Raw genomic sequence first — 18,690 nt, 5'->3', positions numbered from 1 at the left:
ATGGAGCGAGTGATCCTCAGGCACCTGAGTGGTTCCAGGGCCGGTCAGGTGGAGGAGTTTCCCCTCGACGGCGTACGTGAGTTGGCGGTCGGCCGCGATCCGACGTCCAGCGTTCGGTACGACCCAGATCGGGATGACCTCGTCGGGCGGCACCACGCGAAGATTGAGCGCGATCTCTCGGACCCTCACCGGTTCACCCTGGTGGATCTCGACAGCCGCAATGGAACCTACCTCAACAAGCAGCGGATATCCGGCCGCGTCAACCTCGTCTCAGGGGACTTGGTGCAGTTCGGCCCGGGCGGGCCCGAGTTGGTGTTCGAGATCGAACCGCCGCCCGCGCACGTCCCGCCGGTGACTCGCGTGCCGGGCGTACCCGACACGGCCCAGGCCGGACCTCGCGACGCGGGTGCGGTGGGACGAGCGACGGTGGAACGGATGATCAAGGACGCGAACCGTCGCGCACGCGCCAGCACGCTGGTGGTGGTCGGCGTCCTCCTCGTCCTCCTCGTCATCATCGGGTCGTTCTTCGCGTATCGGTCCGTGATCGGCCGGACGCAACTCGTCGACCAGCTCGGTCAGGCGAAGACTGCGCTCGAAGAAGTGCAGAAGACCGCCCCGATGTCGCCCGTGGACATCGCCCGCCTCTACACGGATGCGACCGTGTTCATCGAGGTGGGCTGGAAGCTCATTCACACGGAGACCGGTGGGCAGGTGTACCACGAGTACCACGTCGACACCGACAGCCGCGGTCGTCCGGTGAAGGACAAGGACGGCGACGTCGTCGCGATCCCGATCTACATCCGTCTGCCCGACGGGAAGATCGAGCCGTCGCTGTCGATCGAACACGGCAGCTTCCAGCAGAACCAGCCGATTGGAGGGCGCCACACCGGTTCGGGGTTCGTCGTCGCCGCCGACGGGTATATCCTCACGAACAGGCACGTCGCGGCAACGTGGGAAACCGCCTACACCGAGTTCCCTGACGGCGGCGGCGTGGTCGTGGATCTCGAGACCAAGAAGACGGCGAAGCTGGCAGAGGCTCCGCGCGACTGGGTGCCTGCGGCGGCTCGTGTCCTTGGACGCCGCGCGCTGACCGGCAAGAACGTCGAAGGGCGGCACGATTACCTCGACGTGACGTTTGCAAGGACGAGGCTTCGGATTCCCGCGAAACTCGTGCGCGTCTCGGACCGCCACGATGCGTCGATGATCAAGGTGGATGTGCCGCAGGCGGTGAAGAAGGTGGTGGTCTTCGAGAATCCGGACATCGCCACCGGCGCGTCGCTGACGATCATGGGCTATCCGGCAATCTCCCCGTCGGTCGCGGTGGTGACACGGTCGCAGGATCCGTTCAACCGCGAGTCCCAGACGCGGAGCGTGCCGGACCCGACGGTCACACCTGCCACGGTGGGGCGGGTGCTGAAGGGGGCGGTCTCTCCGGCAGGCGGCGGTGAGTACGACTATCTCAGCGAGTTCGGCGACTCGTACCAGCTGACGGCGAATGCCACGGGCGGGGGCAACAGCGGGGGACCTGTCTTCGACGATCGTGGGCGGGTCATCGGCATCTTCTACGCATCGCGAACGACGGATGCGCGCATTACGTTTGCCGTGCCGATCAAATACGGGCTGGAGTTGATGCGGGTTGGTCCGGCGGTCAGGCAGTGATCGCCGACGATGGGGCGCTGGCATGACAGCAGCATCATTCCGGCACCGCGTCGTGGTCAGCGTGCTGAGCGACGTCGGATGTCGGCGCGAGGTGAATGAGGATTCGGTCGCCTTCGTGGCGCCCGAGGACGCGGCCGTTCTCGAGGCTCGCGGTGTGCTCGTGGTCGTCGCCGACGGGATGGGCGGGCACGCGGCAGGCGAGGTGGCGAGCCGGCTCGCGGTGACGACGCTCGTTCGCGAATACTTCGACGCGGCCGGCGATCCGTCTGCCGCGCTCGTGGCTGCCGTGTCCACGGCCAACCGGGCGATCCACGACACCGCGGCGGCCGATCCGAGCCTGCATGGCATGGGCACGACGTGCACGGCGCTGGTGCTGCATGGCGGCCAGGCCAGTTGCGCGCATGTCGGCGACAGCCGTCTCTATCTGGTCCGGGGCGGCGACATCTACGCGATGACCGAGGATCACTCGGCGGTTCGCGACCTGCTCAACCAGGGTGTCATCACCCGCGAAGAGGCGAAGCATCACGCGGAGCGCAACATCATCCTCCGTGCGCTCGGGACGCACCCGCACGTCGACATCGCCTCGTGGAGCGAGCCTCTCCCCGTGCGTGCCCGTGACTGCTTCCTGCTCTGCACCGACGGCCTCCACGACCTGGTGGAGTCGGGCGAGCTGTTGGAGGCGTGTGAGCACCGGTCCGCCGAGGAGGCGTGTCGACACCTGGTCGGCCTCGCGCGGGCGCGCGGCGGATACGACAACATCACCGTCGCCGTGGCGCGTCTCGACGAACCGCCGCCGGCGGCAGACACCGCGTCGCTCGCGGACGCGGACGGGGCCAGAACATGATCGGGACCGTCATCGGCAACTACCGCGTGGTGCAGAAGCTCGGGGAAGGCGGCATGGGCGCCGTCTACAAGGCCGTCGACACGTTGCTCGAACGTGAGGTGGCTCTGAAGATGCTGCGTTCGGAGTACGCCGGGCAACCCGACCTGGTTGAACGCTTCCGCACGGAGGCCGTCACGCTGGCGCGGCTGAACCATCCGCACATCGCGACGCTCTACGGCCTCACGCGGGACGACGAGCGGTTCTTCATGGTGATGGAATTCGTCCACGGGGAGACCCTCGAGCACCTGGTTTCGCAACACGGGCCGCTGCAGGCCGAGGCGGCCACGCGCTGGACCTGCCAGGTTCTCCGCGCGATGGAATACGCGCACCGGCGCGGCGTCATCCACCGCGACATCAAGCCCGCGAACCTCATGGTCACCGCAGAGGAAGGGTCCATCAAGGTGATGGACTTCGGCATTGCGCGGGTGCTCGGCAGCGCGCATCAGACGCAACTCGGCCACGTCATCGGTACGGCGAGCTACATGGCGCCCGAGCAGATCCGCGGAAAGGAAGTCGACGGCCGCTCCGACCTCTACTCGCTGGGGATCGTGCTCTATCAGTTCGTCACCGGCCATCCGCCGTTCACCGGGAGCGACGAGTTCGCCATCATGACCGCCCAGGTCACGCAGCCACCCACTCCGCCGTCGGAACTGGTGGACACGGTGCCGGACTGGTTGGAGGCTGCGGTGCTGCGCGCCCTCTCGAAGTCGCCTGACGAGCGCTTCGCGTCGGCCACTGACTTCCGCCGGGCGCTCGAGACCGGGCTCAGGAAACTCGTGCCGGACGAGGATCTGGGCACGGGCCCGGTGACCCCGGCCGGGACGACGCCGGCGGCCGGGTGGGCGGGCACCGGCTCGGCCGAGAGGGTCCACGAGGCGCCGACCGAGCGCCGGCCCGCTCGTTCCGACGCCCAGGTCACGCCCGTGACGCCGGCCCCCGTGGCTGTATCCGACGCGCCGGCCGAATCGCGGGTCACCTCGCAGCCGACCACGGCGCGGGTTGTCGAGGCGCGGCCGGCACCTACGGTGCCTCCGCCCACACCCAGGGCCGCCGGCCCCGCGAAGCCGGCCGTGCCGACGCCGCGGCCGGCCGGCCTGGCGTGGTGGTACTACGCGGGTGTGGGCGCCTTGCTGATCGCACTGGTCGCCACTCCGTTCATCTGGCGCAGCCTGACGGCTGTCGCGACCACAACCCCGTCGGCGTCGCCCGCGTCAGCCACGGTTCCACCCGCGGCTGCCACCACACCTGCCGCCTCCTCCGCGGCCGCCGTTCCGGCGGCGCAGGTGCCGACGGCGCCGGCTTCACCGCCCGCTCAGGCTGCACAGGTGCCACCGTCCCGGACGCCAGCGGGCCAGGCCCCGTCTCCGCCGATCCGGTCCGCTCAGGCATCGACCGCGGTGACGCCAATCACTCCGGCGCCTCGCGTCGATACCGGGAGCCGCACTCAGCCGGCGGATGTCAGGACTCCGCTGCCCCCCTTGGCGCAGCAGGCGCCGCCGACCGCTGCTCCAGACGCGTCCGCCCGTCCGGTCCAGCCCGCGCCGGCGGCGCAACCTCCGAAGTCTGCGGAGCCCGCACCCGTCGTACCGGCACATCCGGATGCGGCAGTGGCCGGGAACGGTGCCAAGGCACCGGCAGGGAAGCCCGTGGACTTCGAGGGCCTCGGACTCATTCGCGACAATGGCGCGAGCCCTGTGATTCTTCACCTGTATGCTGACCGCCTGACGGTCGCGGCCGAGGACTCCGGCGCGGTCGTGAGGACGGTCATGTACAAGGCCATCACCGGCGCAACGTACTCGGAGACGCGGCAGACCAAATCGCAGTCGAAGGGGGGATTCGGCGCGTTGAAGGGGGCGCTGTCGAAGGGCACCCAGATTCTCGGCGCCGGCAAGCACTTCCTGTGGATCGACCTCGAAGGCGACGTCGTCGTGGTCAGGCTCGGGCGCGCCTTCAAGGACATCCTGCCCGAATTCGAGCGCCTCAGCGGATTGAAGGTGAAGAAGGTCGCGACCCGGTAGCCAGCCCGACGAGTTCCAGCAGCTTGAGCGCGTTGCGCGAGGTAGCCACCCCGGGCCGGAGCTTGTAGTCGAACGACAGGCGCACGCCCTCGTCGTGACGTTCGACGCCTTCCGTGAAGTGCACCGCCTCACATGCCGACGCGAGTTCCTCGCAGGCGGCCAGTTCCAGGTCGTGCGTCGTCACCGCGCCGATGGCGCGACACTGCAGCAGGTGGGCCAGCACCCGCCGCACCGCCACCTGCCGCTCCGCGGTGTTCGTGCCCTGCAGGATCTCGTCGAGCAAGTACAGCAGCGCCGGGTCGCCGGGCTCTACGCCGTCAGCAGCGGACACCACGAGCTTCAGCCGCCCGAGCGCCGCCATGAAATACGACACGCCCGCCTCGAGCGAGTCCTGGACCCGCATGCTCGTGCAGACGGCAAGCGGGGGCAGTGTCATGCGGGTCGCGCACACGGGGCCGCCCGCCTGGGCGAGGACGACGTTGAGGCCGATGGCGCGAAGCAGCGTGCTCTTGCCGGACATGTTCGAACCGGTGACGAGCAGGGCCGACCCGCGCGGGCCGACGGTCACGTCATTCGACACGCGGCGCGCGGACGAAATGAGCGGGTGGCCGATGTCGTGGGCCGTGAGTCGATCGCCCTGCTCGAGGATTTCGGGCATCGCCCATCCGGGGTTGTCGTGCGTCAGCGCGGCGAGGGCACACAGGGCATCGAATTCGCCGAGTGCATCGAACCATCGCCGGAGATGGCCGGCTGTCCGCGCCTGCCACCGTTCGAGCGCGTCGAGCACGTGGAAATCCCAGAGCAGGCCGATCGCGAGCACGAAGTGGAACAGCGGAACGAACCGGGCGTCGGCGTACTGCCGGATCGACGCGAGCCGCTTCATCTCGCGTGCCGCGGTAAAGCTGGACCGACCGAGTTCAGACTGCAATTGCTGGAGCTTCGCCGAGGAGAGCGGCGCATCGGCCATGCGGGCGAACAGCGTCGAGTGTTGCTGGAACAGGCGATCGCGGGAGAAGGCACGTTGGAACGTCTCACGGGCGCGCTTCGAGAGGACCGCCACGAAGGCCAGCGCGACAGCCAGAGGGTAGAGCCACAACGGGCGCTCCGTGAGGCCGGACGCGTGCAGCCCGATCAGCACCAGTGTTGACGCCGAGATGAACCGAATCGACCACAGCAGCCCAGTCCTCCGCCGCAGCCACGGTCCGCCTTCCGCCCATCGGAAAAAGACCTCCAGGTCGTGCCGTGACGGCTCGACGAGGCGTCCGAGCGCCGCGAATTCCTCGCGCAAAGTCGTCAGGGCGGCCAGTTCGGCGACCGCCTGTTGCCGGGCGCGAACGACGTCGGGTGGTGCCGGCGCGATCAGCCAGTCGGCCAGCGTGAGCCGGCCGGCTTCGGTGCCCACCGAGCCGAGCAGCTCGAACAGCGATGCCCGGCCGAAGAGATCGAGGTCACCCGCGAAGGCGTGGTCTGGTCCGGGTCCTGCGACATGAGCCGGGGGCAGATGTTCCCAGTCGCGGTCCACGCGCGCCGCCGACTCCGCGTTGACCTGGGCGAGCATCCCGAGCCACCGCTCGCGTGCCTCGATCCGGCCGTGCCAGGAGACGAGGACGACGAAGGCCATGAAGCCGCCCGCGCCGAGAGCCAGGCGGGGCAAGACGCCGCCGGCCGGCGCCGACAGCGCGGAGACGACTGCCGCAGCGCCACCGAGGAATGCGGCCAGCCGCATGTAGGAGACCCAGCGGGAGCGGCGGCTCTCCACATCGCGGGCCGACGCGTATCGTGCCGAGGCCTCCCGGTACGCGTCGACGCGCTGTACGTCGTCACTGATCATCGGGCCTACCATACCTTCTGCGACGGACCGCGCGCAAACCGTCGCACGCGACCGCCGGCGTCGCCGAAGATATAATAGCCAGCGTGTTTTCGGGCTTCCTTTGCCGCTCGCTCGTGCTGGCCACCCTCGGGTGGCTGGCGTTCGATGCCGGGCCGGCCGCCGCCGCCGCGCCACGCACCCGTCCGTCCGAGCCGATCCGTGTCGAGTCCGGTGCGATCGCTGGCGCAGTCACGGCCGACGGGCAGGTCCGCGTCTTCAAGGGGATTCCCTATGCGGCGCCCCCGGTGGGAAATCTGCGGTGGCGAGCGCCGCAGCCCGTGGCCCCGTGGCACGGCATCCGCCAGGTGACGGAATTCGCGCCCGCCTGTCCCCAGGCCCCGGACCGCATGCCGTTTGCCGTCAGCCGCACCGAGAAGACCAGCGAAGACTGTCTCTACCTGAATGTCTGGGCGCCGGCGAGACCGAGCGGGCGCCATGTGCCCGTGATGGTGTGGATCCACGGTGGCGCGTTCACCCACGGGGCGGCGTCGCTGCCCATCTATGACGGCGAATCGCTCGCTCGTCACGGGGCCGTCGTGGTAACGATCAACTACCGGCTCGGTCCATTCGGGTTTCTCGCTCATCCGCTGCTGACGAAGGAATCGGGGCACGAAGCCTCGGGAAACTACGGCTTGCTGGATCAGATCGCGGCGCTGCGGTGGGTCAAGGCCAACATTCGCTCCTTTCGCGGAAGCGTCGACCGCGTGACGGTTCTCGGTGAGTCGGCGGGAGCGGTGAGCATCGGGTGCCTGCTCGTCTCCCCCCAGGCGCACGGCCTCTTCCATTCGGCCGTCATGGAGAGCGGGACGCCGTTCAACGTGACCCGCTATCTGCGCGATGCGCCGGCCGGCGAGGAATCGATGGAGGAGGCCGGTGAGCTGATTGCCCGCCGCCTCGGGTGCGACCGTGAAGACGACGTGCTGGCAGCGCTTCGCGCTCGAAGCACCGACGACATTCTGTCGGCGTCGCGGCCTGCCGCTGCGTTCTTCGGCGACGGCATCAGGTTCGGCCCGATCATCGATCGCTGGCTGATTCCCGATCGGCCGGCCGTGCTGTTTGCCGCCCAGAAGCAGCTTCGGGTGCCGCTGCTCGTCGGGGCGAACTCCGACGAAGGAGCCCTCTTCGTCGCGCCGCTGCAGTCCGTGGATGCGGACACCTACCGCCGGTTCGTCCGTTCCACGTTCCGAGATCGGGCGGACGACGTGCTCGCCCGATTTCCCGCGCCAAAGGACGGGGACGCGAAGTCGGCCTTGTCGCGTCTGCTGGGTTACGGCGCTTTTGTCGCGCCCGCGCGGCGGCTGGCCCGATACGCCGCCAATTCGGGTGATCCCGCGTACCTCTACTCGTTCACCCACGGGCGGTTCGGTCGCTCCGGTGCCTCGCACGGGGCGGAGATCCCGTTCGTCTTCGGCACACTGGCGCGGCTGCCGCGGCTCGCCAGCGAGGTGGATGATGGGGACCGCGTGCTGTCGGCGGCGATGATGGGCTACTGGCTTCGGTTCGCGACGACGGGCGATCCGAATGGCGACGGGGCCCCGGTCTGGCCGCGCTACAATCCCAAGGGCGATCCTTCGCTGGAGTTCGGCGACGACATCACCGCGCACCTGGGTGCGTCGCGGGATGTCTGCGACTTCTTCGACCGCGTCGCGGCCGATCGGGTGGTCCGACCGACTCCGAAGAGGTGACACCTCCCCTTTCCCGTTGACTCGAGGTTCAGGGTGGCACGCCCGTGACAACCCCAGAGGTCCCCGTCTTCTTCGACCCCGGGCGGAAGAGGTGGCCACGATTCAGGCGTGGTCTGTTTGCCGCCGGATTTCTGTTCTCGGTCTTGCTCGGCGTCCTGCTGATCAGCGTCCTCATCAACCCGGTGCTGCCGGCGCTGTCCCTGCCGTCTGCCGCGCTGCTGCCGCACGCCGTCCACCTGGCCCCGCCACAGGCCCAGCCCATCGTACCCGCTTCGCCGCGCACGCTGCGCCACGCGAGGTTGCGCCTCGAGATGGAACGGCGGCGCGCTCGCCCACGCCCGCAGCCGCCACGTGCGGTGCCGACGCCCGGTGGTCCACCGCTGGCCGCCGCCTTCTTCGTCAACTGGGACGATTCCAGCCTCAACTCGCTCAAGGAGAACCTCGGGAGCCTCGACATGGTGATCGCCGAGTGGCTCCACCTGCAGTCAGCCGATGGCACCCTGTCGGAGGATTCGCCGCGTCGCCAGGCGCAGGCGACCGAGTACATCCGCCAGCGGCGTCCCGACCTGCACGTCATGCCGCTCGTGAACAACTTCAACGGCCGGGATTGGGAGGGGGAGAAGCTCGCATCGATGCTGCGCGACCCATCCGCCCGTGCGCGCACCGTGTCGCAATGTCTGGCGTACGTCCAACGCAATCACTTCTTCGGCATCAGCCTCGATTTCGAGAACCTGCCCGCGGGCGCTCACGAGGCGTTCCTCCGGTTGGTCGAAGAGACCGCCTTGAGTTTCCACGCGGCGGGGCTGGCTGTGTCGGTCAATGTTGCGCCCGACGATGACCGGCTCGACTATGCGCGGCTGTCGCGCGCTGCGGACTACGTCATCCTCATGGCATACGACCAGCACTGGGCCGGCGGCAGCCCGGGTCCGATTGCGGCGATCGACTGGTTCACGGCCGTGTTGGCGCGCCGCCAGGCGGACGTACCCGCGAACCGAACCATCGTGGCCGTCGGCAACTACGGCTACGATTGGGGGGCGAAGGGCCGGCCGGCCGAGGAGCGCACGTTCGAGGAAGCGGTGCTGACCGCGAAGGAGTCGGACGCGACGATTGGCTTCGATCCGACCGCCCTCGAGCCGGGCTTCCGGTACGAGGGCGAGAACGGGATCACCCACCAGGTATGGATGCTGGACGCCGCCTCGGCCTTCAACCAGGTGCGGATTGCCACGACGCATGGCGCGGGAGGCGTCGCGCTCTGGCGTCTCGGCAGCGAGGATCCGTCGATCTGGACCTTCTTCGGCCGAGGGACGCCACTCGATGCCGCCACCGCGCAGCAACTCGGCACGATCCGCTACGGCTACGATCTCGACTACGAGGGCGAGGGGGAGATCATCGGCATCACCTCGCAGCCCTCACCGGGCCGACGGACGCTGAGCTTCGATCAGGTCCGCCAAGCCATCGTCGGGGAGCGGTTCGATGTGCTGCCCACGCCCTACGTGCTCACGCGATACGGGAAGCGAGACCATCAACTCGTCCTCACGTTCGACGACGGGCCAGATCCGGACTACACGCCGGCGATCCTCGACATCCTGCGCGCTGAGCGCGTCCCGGGCCTGTTCTTCATCATCGGCGTGAACGGGGAGACGTACCCCGGTCTGCTCAAGCGGATCGTCGGCGAGGGCCACGAGATCGGCAACCACACCTTCACGCATCCCAACATCGCCAACATTCCCGTGACCCAGTTGCGGTTCGAGTTGTCCGCGACGCAGCGCCTGCTCGAGGGCGTCCTGGGCCTCCAGTCCCACCTGTTCCGGCCGCCGTACGCCGAGGACGCAGAGCCCGAGACACCAGACCAGGTGGCGCCGCTCGAATTCGTCAACGAGCGAGGCTATGTCACCGTCGGGATGCGGATCGATCCCGGCGACTGGCAGCGGCCTGGCGTGGAGGCGATCGTTCGCCGCACGGTCGAACAGGCCGCGTCGGGCGAAGGCAACGTGATCCTGCTGCACGATGGGGGAGGAGATCGCAACGAGACCGTCTCGGCCCTGCCCGCCATCATCGGTCAACTCCGCGCTCGAGGCTTCCGGTTCGTCTCGTTGTCGGAGCTGCTCGGGCGATCCCGCGCCGACCTGATGCCCCCGCTCTCGTCCCGCGAGCGCTGGCAGTCGTGGGGCGATGCGCTGGCGTTTGGCGCCCTGAACATCGGCATCGTCACGTTGAGGTGGCTGTTCCTCACCGGCATCGTGCTCGGCGTGTTCCGGCTGCTGTTCGTCGGCAGCCTGGCCATCGCCGAGCGGTGGTTCGGGCGGCGCCGGACGTACTCGGCCGATTTCCAGCCGTCCGTCGCCGTGGTCGTCCCTGCCTTCAACGAGGAGAAGGTCATCGTCCAGACGGTGACGTCGCTGCTCGCCTCTGATCACCCGACCCACTTCGAGATCGTCGTGGTAGACGACGGTTCGACCGACCGGACGGTGGAGCGGGTGCGCGAGGCGTTCGCCGCGGAGCCCCGCGTGCAGTTGCTCACGAAGGGCAACGGCGGCAAGGCGGTGGCGCTCAATTACGGGGTCGCCCACACGACGGCCGACATTGTCGTCGCGCTGGATGCGGATACGGTGTTCGCACGCGACACGATCAGCAAACTCGTCCGTCACTTCTGCGACCCGGCCATCGGTGCCGTGGCCGGCAACGCGCGGGTTGGCAACCGGGTGAATCTGCTCACGCGATGGCAGGCCCTCGAGTACATCACCAGCCAGAACCTGGATCGACGAGCGTTCGACCTGCTCAACTGCATCACCGTCGTGCCGGGAGCGGTCGGCGCGTGGCGGCGCGAGTTGATTCGGCGGGTCGGGGGCTTCTCGCCGCTGACGCTGGCTGAGGATGCCGACCTGACGATGGCGATACTGCGGATGGGCTATCGGGTGGCGTACGAAGAGGACGCGATGGCGCTGACCGAAGCGCCGGACACCGTGAAAGGCTTCGTGAAGCAGCGCTATCGCTGGATGTACGGGACGTTCCAGGCAGCCTGGAAGCACCGCGGGGCGCTGTTCCGCTGGCGCGACGGGGCGCTCGGACTGGTCGCCCTGCCGAATCTCTTCGTCTTCCAAATCGTCTTCCCGATCGTCTCGCCGGTCATGGACCTCGTGATGGCCGCTTCACTGGTGGCGACGGCGCTCGACAGGTGGCAGCACCCGACCGGCTTCAACAGCGACACGTTGCGCAGCGTGCTCTTCTACTACGCGCTCTTCCTCGCGGTCGATCTCGGTGCCGCGCTCATTGCGTTCGCTCTCGAACGAAAGGAGAGCGTCCGTCTGCTCGTGCTGCTCGTCTGGCAGCGTTTCTTCTATCGCCAGCTCATGTACTACGTGGCGATTCGCGCGCTGCTTGCGTCCGTGCGCGGCGGCGAGGTGGGGTGGGGAAAGGTGGAGAGGAGGGGGACGATCACGGGGTGATAGCAGAAGGTGCGCGGTGCCAGGTGCCAAGTGCTGGGTGCGAAGTGCCAGTTGCGCGGCGCCGACAAGCCGCATATTCTCACGCACATGAACAGCCTGCTCCTGTTGATGACGCTCGTCGCGGCTCAGGCCGCCCCGTCCCAGAAACCGGTGCCGTTTGCCACGCCGCTCACGCCCGAGCAGATGAAGGGCAAGCAGGCGGTGGTCGAGACGACGGCGGGCACGATCGTGATCGACCTGCTGCCCGAGGCCGCACCCACCCACGTCGGGTACTTCATCAAACTGGCGTCGGAAGGCGCGTACGCCGGCACGACCTTCCACCGGCTCATCAAGTACGGGATCATTCAAGGCGGCGACCCCCTCTCCAGGGACCCGGCCAAGCGGGATCTGTACGGCACGGGTGGACTCGGCGTGCTCAAGGCCGAGCCGAGCGCCGAGAAGCACACCAAGGGGGCTGTTTCGAGTGTGATCTTGCCCGGCAAGCCCGACACCGGCGGTTCGCAGTTCTTCATCTGCGTGGTTGACCAGCCGGTGCTCGATGGCCAGTACACCGTGTTCGGCCGCGTCGTCGAAGGGCTGCGCATTGTCCAGAAGATCTCCGAAGCGCCGGTGGATGACAAGGGCAAGGCTCTCGACCGGATCGAAATCACGTCGGTGACCGTGCGCGACAAGCCCGTCGAAGGCCCCGAGCCGTTCTCACGCGAAAGCATCGAGGAATTGTCCGGCTACCAGGTCGTGCTCGAGACGAGCGCCGGCGCGATCACGCTTGCGCTACGTCCGGACAAGGCGCCCGAGCACGTGCGGAACTTCCTGCGGCTGGCGTCGGCCGGGGTCTACGACGGCACGGCGTTCCATCGCGTCGTGAAGGGTTTCGTGATCCAGACCGGGGCAATGAATGGCAGGCGCGAACCGCTCGGCGAGCGCCAGCAGCGCTTCGTGCGCACGCTCCAGCCGGAGTTCAACGATCTTCCACACGTGAAGGGGACGCTGTCGATGGCGCGCGGCGACGACCCGGCCAGCGCGTCCACGTCGTTCTTCATCTGCACGGCTCCCAACAGCCGCCTCGACGGCGTCTACTCGGTGTTCGGCCGCGTGGTCGATGGCCTCCAGGTCGTCGAGGCGATCGAGGCCGCACCGGTCGATGGCGAGGCGCCGCGGCAGCGGATCGAACTGCTGAAGGCCCGAGTCGAACGCTCGAAGCCGGGCGGGCTGCCCGAACGTCCCTAGGCCATGCCTTCTTCCTGGCTTCGGGTCATCGGTGGTCTCGTGATCGCCAGCCTGTTCGGCTGCGCCCATCCCCCGGGGCTTCGCTCGCCGTATCGGCCCGTGGAATACACGCGGGACATCGTGCTCTACGATCACCCGCTCGAGGTGCACCTGGCGAGGCCGGCGCAGATGCAGCCCGACACGCCGTTGCTGCTCTACGCAACCGGCGACGGTGGGTGGCGGGGCAATGACCTCGACACCTTCCACCGGATGATCCGCTGGGGATACCCGGTCGCCGGCTTCGGTACGCCCAGCTACCTCAGCCACCTCGGGTTCGTGTCGGGATCGACGACGCCGGCCAGGCTGGCCCGGGACTACCAGAAGCTCGTCGAGTTCGCGAAGGAGGCGCTCAGCCTTCCCGAATCGACCCGAACGATTCTCGTGGGCGTGTCGCGCGGTGCCGGCCTCGCGGTGGTCGCGGCGGGCCGTGAGGAACTCCATGCGGAGCTCGCCGGGGTCCTGGTGGTGGCGCTGACGAAGGAAGAGGAATACGTCCGCCACTACCGCGTGAGGCGGGGCAAGTCACCGAGCGACATGCCGACGCGCGAACTGGTGGTGTTCCAGACGTACGAGTACCTCGATCGCCTCCGGATGCTGCCCCTCGCCGTGATTCAGTCGACGCACGACGACTATCTGGCGGCAGACGCGGCACGGCAGCTGTTCGGGCCCGACACCGAGTGGCGCAAGTTCTACGCGATCGACGCGCGTAATCACGCCTTCGCCGGGGCGCGCGAGGCGATGTACGATCAAATGGCCGGTTCGCTGGCGTGGATCTGCAAGACGCAGCCGGCGCCAGGGCAGTAGCGGGCGGCTTCCTTCATTGAAACCTCTTATGACGTTGCGATCGACTTTGTCCGGCTGGTTCCTGGTGGTCGTGATCCTGACCGGCTGCCCGACGTCGTCGCTGGCGGCCGCCGAGCAGCATCTCGGTTTCGTCGTGCGCGGCAAGACGCTCACGATCGAGGTGTACCGGGCTGTGGGCGCGACCCCGCGCGGCACGATCATCATGGGCAGCGGCGACGTGGGGTGGGTGGGGCTCGCCGTGGACATGTCGGAGTACCTGTCGCAGCGCGGGTACCACGTCATCGGCGTGAACATGCGGCAGTATCTCGGTTCATTCACCTCGGGCAACAAGACGCTGACCGTCGCCGAGCCGCCCGGCGACTACAACCAGCTCGCGCAGTTTCTCAGGGCGCGCAACCTGCTCGTCCAGCCCGTCATCCTCTCGGGCGTGTCCGAAGGCGCCGCCCTGGCGGTGCTCGCCGGTTCGGCCCCGGCCAACCACACCTGGGCCCACGGCGTGCTGACGATGGGGCTGCCGCCGACGGCGGAACTGGGCTGGCGGTGGACCGATTTCACGAGTTGGATCACGAAGAAGGACTCCGACGAGCCGATGTTCGCGCCGAAGGAGTTCGTGCCGTCCGTCTCTCCGCTGCCGCTCTGCATGATCCAGTCGACCAGGGACGAATACGTGACGGAGGCCGACTACCGGACGTTCGAACGGGTGGCGCGCGAGCCCAAGAAGCTCGTGCTCATCGACGCGGGCAACCATCGGTTCACCGATCGTCGGAAGCAGCTGCAGGAACAGATCGTCGGGTGCCTCACCTGGATTGATCAGCAGCGTCTCCAGAGATAACACCAGAGGCGCGTGGAGGTTCTGATGGTGGGACGACTGGGACCGGCTGGCGCGGTCGGGGTCTTACTCGCAGCAGCTCTCGCGGCCTCCGCAGCGGCGCAGCAGGCCGTGGCGCCGCCACGCCCACCGGTTGGGGAGCCGGCGGCCGCACCCGCGCCGGCCCGCGCCGGAGGGCAGGCGAAGCCGCCGACGAAGGGCGAGAAGGTCGGTCTTGCGCGCCTCAGCGACAACTGGCCGTCGTGGCTGACCGTGTCCATCCAGGAGCGGGTCCGCGTGGAGGCGACCCGCCCGCCGGCGACGCGCGGCGCGGAGTACGACGGCTACCTCATCAACCGCTTTCGCCTGACCGCCGCCGTTCGTGCGACGCCGTGGCTGCAGGCAACCGTGCAGGCGCAGGACTCGCGGGTCAGCGGCTACGACCTCGCGCCGGTTCCGCCCAAGAGCATGGAGAACACCTTCGACCTCAGGCTCGCGTACGTCGAGATTGGCAGGAAGGGCGCGCGCCGTCTCGGCGCCAGCGTCGGCCGTCAGGAACTGCTGTTCGGCGATGGTCGCCTCATTGCGAGTCCCGACTGGGGCAACGTCGGCCGGACCTACGACGCCGTTCGTCTGACGGCGGCGGCCCCGGGGTTCAGGATCGACCTGTTCGGAGCGGCGCCTGTGGACGTGACGCCGGATGCCTTCTCGCGCGCGAAAGTCGGCGAGCGCTTCTATGGGACGTGGGTGAGATTCGACAGGGTGAAGCCGCTCGCGTACGTCGAGCCGTATCTGGTCGTGAAGTTCAACAGCACCGCGACCGGTGAACTCGGCGGAAAGGGAGATGCGACGCTGTACACCGCCGGCGTTCGACTGGGCGGACCGGCCACGAAGACCGTGACCTGGGAGGCTGAGAACGTCATCCAGCGGGGCCATTCCGCGGCGGACGACACCTCCGCGTGGGCATCGCACGAGGGCGTGACGTGGGCCGTCGCCGGCTGGGTTCCGAAGCTGAAGCCGCGAATCGGGTTCGAGTACAACTTCGCATCGGGCGACCACGATCCGAAGGATGGGATCAAGACGACCTTCGACCAGCTCTACGCGAGCACCCATGGCAAGTGGGGGTTGGGCGACAACGTTGGCTGGCGCAACCTGCACCACGTCGCCGTCAAGTTCGAGATCTCGCCGGCACCGAAACTGAAGGTGAACGCTGCCCTGAACCGGATGCTGTTGGCGACGGTGAACGACGGGTGGTACGGCTCGTCGGGTTCGAGGATCGTCCTCAACCGGAAGGCGACCAGCCGCGACCTGGGCTGGGAGCCGGACCTGTTCGGTGCCTACGCTGTCACGAAGGATCTGACGGTTGGCGCGGGGCTCGCGGTCCTGTTCGGCGGGGGCTTCATCACGCAGTCCGTTGACGTTCAGCGCATCTGGACGCCGTACGTGATGTGGAGCTACACGTTCTGAGAAAAGGATGAAGGAGGAAGGATGAAGGAGGAAGGAGGAAGGGCCCGGCCGGGACCGATCCTCCTCTTACGTAAAACGTAAACCGCTTCGCCAATCGTGACGTTCACGGCTGGACCTTCCCGGCCCTGCCTCCGATTCATTCGGAAACCCTGCTGGACGGCTGGCGCCTGGGTGGAACGCGAATTGAACCCCGTCGAGACGGAGGGTTCATGCGATTTCTCAGAGACGTCGGCATCACGCTGGCCATTCTCGCGATCCTGATGGCTGGCGTTGGGTATCTCTTAACGCGGAACGGTCTGTCCGCGCGAACCGACCCTCCCGCCATCGAGGCCTTCATGGCGCGCCACGTCCGTCGACTGTCGATGCCGTCGAACGCCAGTCGTGCGATGAGCCCCGTCGCTCGCGATCCCTCGGCGTGGACCGAAGGCGGACGCGCGTTCCAGGAGCACTGCGCGGTCTGCCACGACGAGGGCGGGAGCGGCCGAAGCGAGGTCGGGCAGAACCTGTATCCGAAGGTGCCGGACATGCGAAAGGCCCAGACGCAGGAGTTGACCGACGGCGAGTTGTTCTTCGTGATCCAGAACGGCATCCGCTATACCGGCATGCCCGCATGGGAGCGCGAACTGAGCGCGTCCGACACGTGGAAGATGGTGTCGTTCATTCGCCGGCTGCCGCGGCTGACGCCAGACGAACTCGAGCAGGTGATGGGGAGTGATCGGACCGGGGGTGCGTCGGCCGGTGGTGGCGACTCGCGACGAGATCCCGGGAAATCCGAATGACCAGCTATACTGGTCCTATCACCATACGTCACCAATTCCCGCTCGACGCGCGCCGGCGCGGGCTGGCACCGCTGGCGCGATCGCTGGGGCGTGGGGGCCTGTCTCTCGTGGTCCCGCTCGCTACGGTGTGGTGCCTGGCCGCCTCCGCCGTGTCGAACGCACAGGTGCTGCCCGCGACTCCCGTGACGTTCCTCGGCGGGCGGCTCACGGTCGGCGGCGACGTGGCGGTCGCGTTCGGGCCCTACGACGAGGTGGCGTTCTTCAACTACGGCGACTACGACCACGACATGATGCGCCTCATTCGGCTCGGCGCCGCCGGGACGTTCGTCGTCTCGTCGCGCATTTCGCTCCACGGCGAGTTTCGCGCTGAGGGCGACGTGGTCGAGGCCGGCTGGACCGCTTATCCGGTTGTCGCCACCCTGCACGTCGAGCCATTCGCGTCGGGCCGGGTGGGAGTTTCGGCAGGGCTCGTGCAGCCGGCATTCGGGGCGTTTCTTCAGCGCCGCTACGGCACGTCCAACCCGCTCATCGGCTATCCGCTTGGGTATCAGTACACGACGGGAGTGCGAGCCGATGCCTTGCCCAGTTCCACGGCCGATCTCGTCGCGAACCGGGGGCGAGGGTGGGCGCCCCACTACCCGATCGGCGGGGGGCGCGGCGTGTCCGGCATGCCCTTGGTGAATACGACCGGCTGGAGTCCGGGTGTCGAGGTGACCGCCGACACCGCTCGCACCCGCACGACGGTCACCGTGATGCGCGGCAGCCTCGCCAACCCAGGCAGTTCCGACGCACACGGCGGCTGGGAGTTGACCGGACGATTCGAAGCGCGTCCGATCGTCGGCCTGGTGGTTGGCGCCTCTGGAGCGTACGGAAGCTTCGTGGACCGTCGGCTGAGTGCCGTCGTCGCGACGGCTGCGTCCAACCGCGATCCGCGGGAATCCGCGTTCGGCCTGGACGCGGAGTACTCGTTCGGCTACTGGATCGTGAGGGCCGAGGTGCTCGTGGTTCGTCGCCGCTTCCCGGCGTTCAAGGCGCCGTTCCTGGACGACCCGCTCGTCGCAACGTCGGCCGACGTCGAGGCGCGGTACAAGATCCTGCCGGGTCTCTACGCTGCGGTGCGGTTGGGCTACATCGCGTTCGGCGACGTCTCGACGGCCAGCGGGCCGCTCGGATGGGACGCCAACGTCGGGCGCGTCGAGGCGGGCCTGGGATACGCGCTGACGCGGAACCTCACGGCCAAGGCCGTGTATCAGTACAACCGGCGGGATACGACGCAGGCGGCGAAGCTCGGCCTGGCTGCGGCGCAACTGGTGCTCACGTTCTGATGCGATACCTCTGGGTCGTCCTCGCGCTCGGTGTGGCGATGCCGGCCGGCAGGGCTGCCGGTCCGACCGGCTCATCGTCCGTGCCGTCGGGAATCCTGCGAGGCCGGGTGACCGTCGCGCGCCCGTTATCCGCGGTCCGGTCCATGCCCGCACCCGGATCCGGCACCGACGGACGCCAGCGCGGGCTGACCGGTGACACGAGGCGGCAGGCGGTGGTCTTCTTCGAGGAGGCGCCGGCCGGCGACGAGGCCCCGACGCCGACGCGCGTGCGCATGCACCAGACGAGCGAGACGTTCGTCCCGCATCTGCTGGCGATCACGACCGGCAGCACGGTGGAGTTTCCCAACGACGATCGCACGTACCACAACGTCTTCTCGCTCTCGAAGGCGCGGCGCTTCGACCTGGGGCGCTATGCGGCCGGCCAGTCGAAATCCGTCACGTTCGACCGGGCCGGGTTCGTCCGTGTGTTCTGCGAGATTCACTCACACATGAATGCGTTCATCCTGGTCTTCGGTCACCGCTTCTTCGCAGTCACCGACCAGGATGGCCGGTACCGGATCGACCGCATTCCGCCCGGGACCTATCGGGTGACGGCATGGTACGAGGGAATCGCCGAGCGGACCGAGCAGGTGACAATTCTCGCGGGAGGGACCGCCGACCTCGACTTCACGTTGCGATGA

13 protein-coding genes are annotated in these 18,690 nt (G+C 68.0%); 12 read left to right on the top strand and 1 reads right to left on the bottom strand.

Going from position 1 to position 18,690, the window contains the following annotated elements:
- The 3 genes from VGK32_21900 to VGK32_21890 are packed head-to-tail and all read left to right on the top strand — an operon-like array spanning position 1 to position 4,560.
- The gene (locus tag VGK32_21900; GenBank protein HEY3384421.1) at positions 1-1,659 is read left to right on the top strand and encodes a trypsin-like peptidase domain-containing protein; all 1,659 of its coding nucleotides are present in this window, start codon (positions 1-3) and stop codon (positions 1,657-1,659) included.
- 22 nt (positions 1,660-1,681) lie between these two features.
- Complete coding sequence (locus tag VGK32_21895; protein HEY3384420.1) at positions 1,682-2,503, top strand: Stp1/IreP family PP2C-type Ser/Thr phosphatase; 822 nt, start codon at positions 1,682-1,684, stop codon at positions 2,501-2,503.
- A complete protein-coding gene (locus tag VGK32_21890; protein ID HEY3384419.1) occupies positions 2,500-4,560 on the top strand; it encodes a protein kinase in 2,061 nt (686 codons plus the stop codon). Before VGK32_21895 ends, VGK32_21890 begins: the two co-directional genes overlap by 4 nt.
- On the opposite strand, the gene VGK32_21885 is transcribed toward VGK32_21890, so the two are convergent.
- Positions 4,523-6,391: a hypothetical protein gene (locus VGK32_21885; GenBank protein ID HEY3384418.1), complete on the bottom strand. Its 1,869-nt coding sequence runs from the start codon at positions 6,389-6,391 to the stop codon at positions 4,523-4,525. The two genes, VGK32_21890 and VGK32_21885, sit on opposite strands and share 38 nt — an antisense overlap.
- An 83-nt stretch (positions 6,392-6,474) precedes the next feature.
- Here VGK32_21885 and VGK32_21880 point away from each other — a divergent pair, with 83 nt between their 5' ends.
- The 9 genes from VGK32_21880 to VGK32_21840 all read left to right on the top strand — a co-directional run bounded on the left by VGK32_21880 (position 6,475) and on the right by VGK32_21840 (position 18,690).
- Positions 6,475-8,115, top strand: coding sequence for a carboxylesterase/lipase family protein (locus tag VGK32_21880; protein ID HEY3384417.1), 1,641 nt, complete (start codon positions 6,475-6,477; stop codon positions 8,113-8,115).
- Positions 8,116-8,159: 44 nt separating this feature from the next.
- Positions 8,160-11,561 carry a glycosyltransferase gene (locus tag VGK32_21875; GenBank protein HEY3384416.1) on the top strand — a complete coding sequence of 1,134 codons (3,402 nt, stop codon included), beginning with the start codon at positions 8,160-8,162 and terminating at the stop codon, positions 11,559-11,561.
- Positions 11,562-11,648: 87 nt separating this feature from the next.
- Positions 11,649-12,788, top strand: coding sequence for a peptidylprolyl isomerase (locus VGK32_21870; GenBank protein HEY3384415.1), 1,140 nt, complete (start codon positions 11,649-11,651; stop codon positions 12,786-12,788).
- A 3-nt stretch (positions 12,789-12,791) separates the two neighbouring features.
- On the top strand, positions 12,792-13,631 hold the full coding sequence (locus tag VGK32_21865) for an AcvB/VirJ family lysyl-phosphatidylglycerol hydrolase (protein ID HEY3384414.1): 840 nt from the start codon (positions 12,792-12,794) through the stop codon (positions 13,629-13,631).
- 28 nt (positions 13,632-13,659) lie between these two features.
- Complete coding sequence (locus VGK32_21860) at positions 13,660-14,463, top strand: AcvB/VirJ family lysyl-phosphatidylglycerol hydrolase (GenBank protein HEY3384413.1); 804 nt, start codon at positions 13,660-13,662, stop codon at positions 14,461-14,463.
- A gap of 24 nt (positions 14,464-14,487) precedes the next feature.
- Positions 14,488-15,906 (top strand): alginate export family protein, encoded by a 1,419-nt coding sequence (locus VGK32_21855; protein HEY3384412.1) that lies wholly within the window; start codon positions 14,488-14,490, stop codon positions 15,904-15,906.
- A 209-nt stretch (positions 15,907-16,115) separates the two neighbouring features.
- The gene (locus VGK32_21850; protein HEY3384411.1) at positions 16,116-16,685 is read left to right on the top strand and encodes a c-type cytochrome; all 570 of its coding nucleotides are present in this window, start codon (positions 16,116-16,118) and stop codon (positions 16,683-16,685) included.
- Complete coding sequence (locus VGK32_21845) at positions 16,682-18,010, top strand: hypothetical protein (protein ID HEY3384410.1); 1,329 nt, start codon at positions 16,682-16,684, stop codon at positions 18,008-18,010. Before VGK32_21850 ends, VGK32_21845 begins: the two co-directional genes overlap by 4 nt.
- On the top strand, positions 18,010-18,690 hold the full coding sequence (locus VGK32_21840; protein ID HEY3384409.1) for a carboxypeptidase regulatory-like domain-containing protein: 681 nt from the start codon (positions 18,010-18,012) through the stop codon (positions 18,688-18,690). Before VGK32_21845 ends, VGK32_21840 begins: the two co-directional genes overlap by 1 nt.

The organism is Vicinamibacterales bacterium, from assembly GCA_036504215.1.
Classification (GTDB): domain Bacteria; phylum Acidobacteriota; class Vicinamibacteria; order Vicinamibacterales; family Fen-181; genus FEN-299.
The sequence above is the reverse complement of the archived record's forward strand: the minus strand, read 5'-3'. Positions and strand labels throughout refer to the sequence as shown.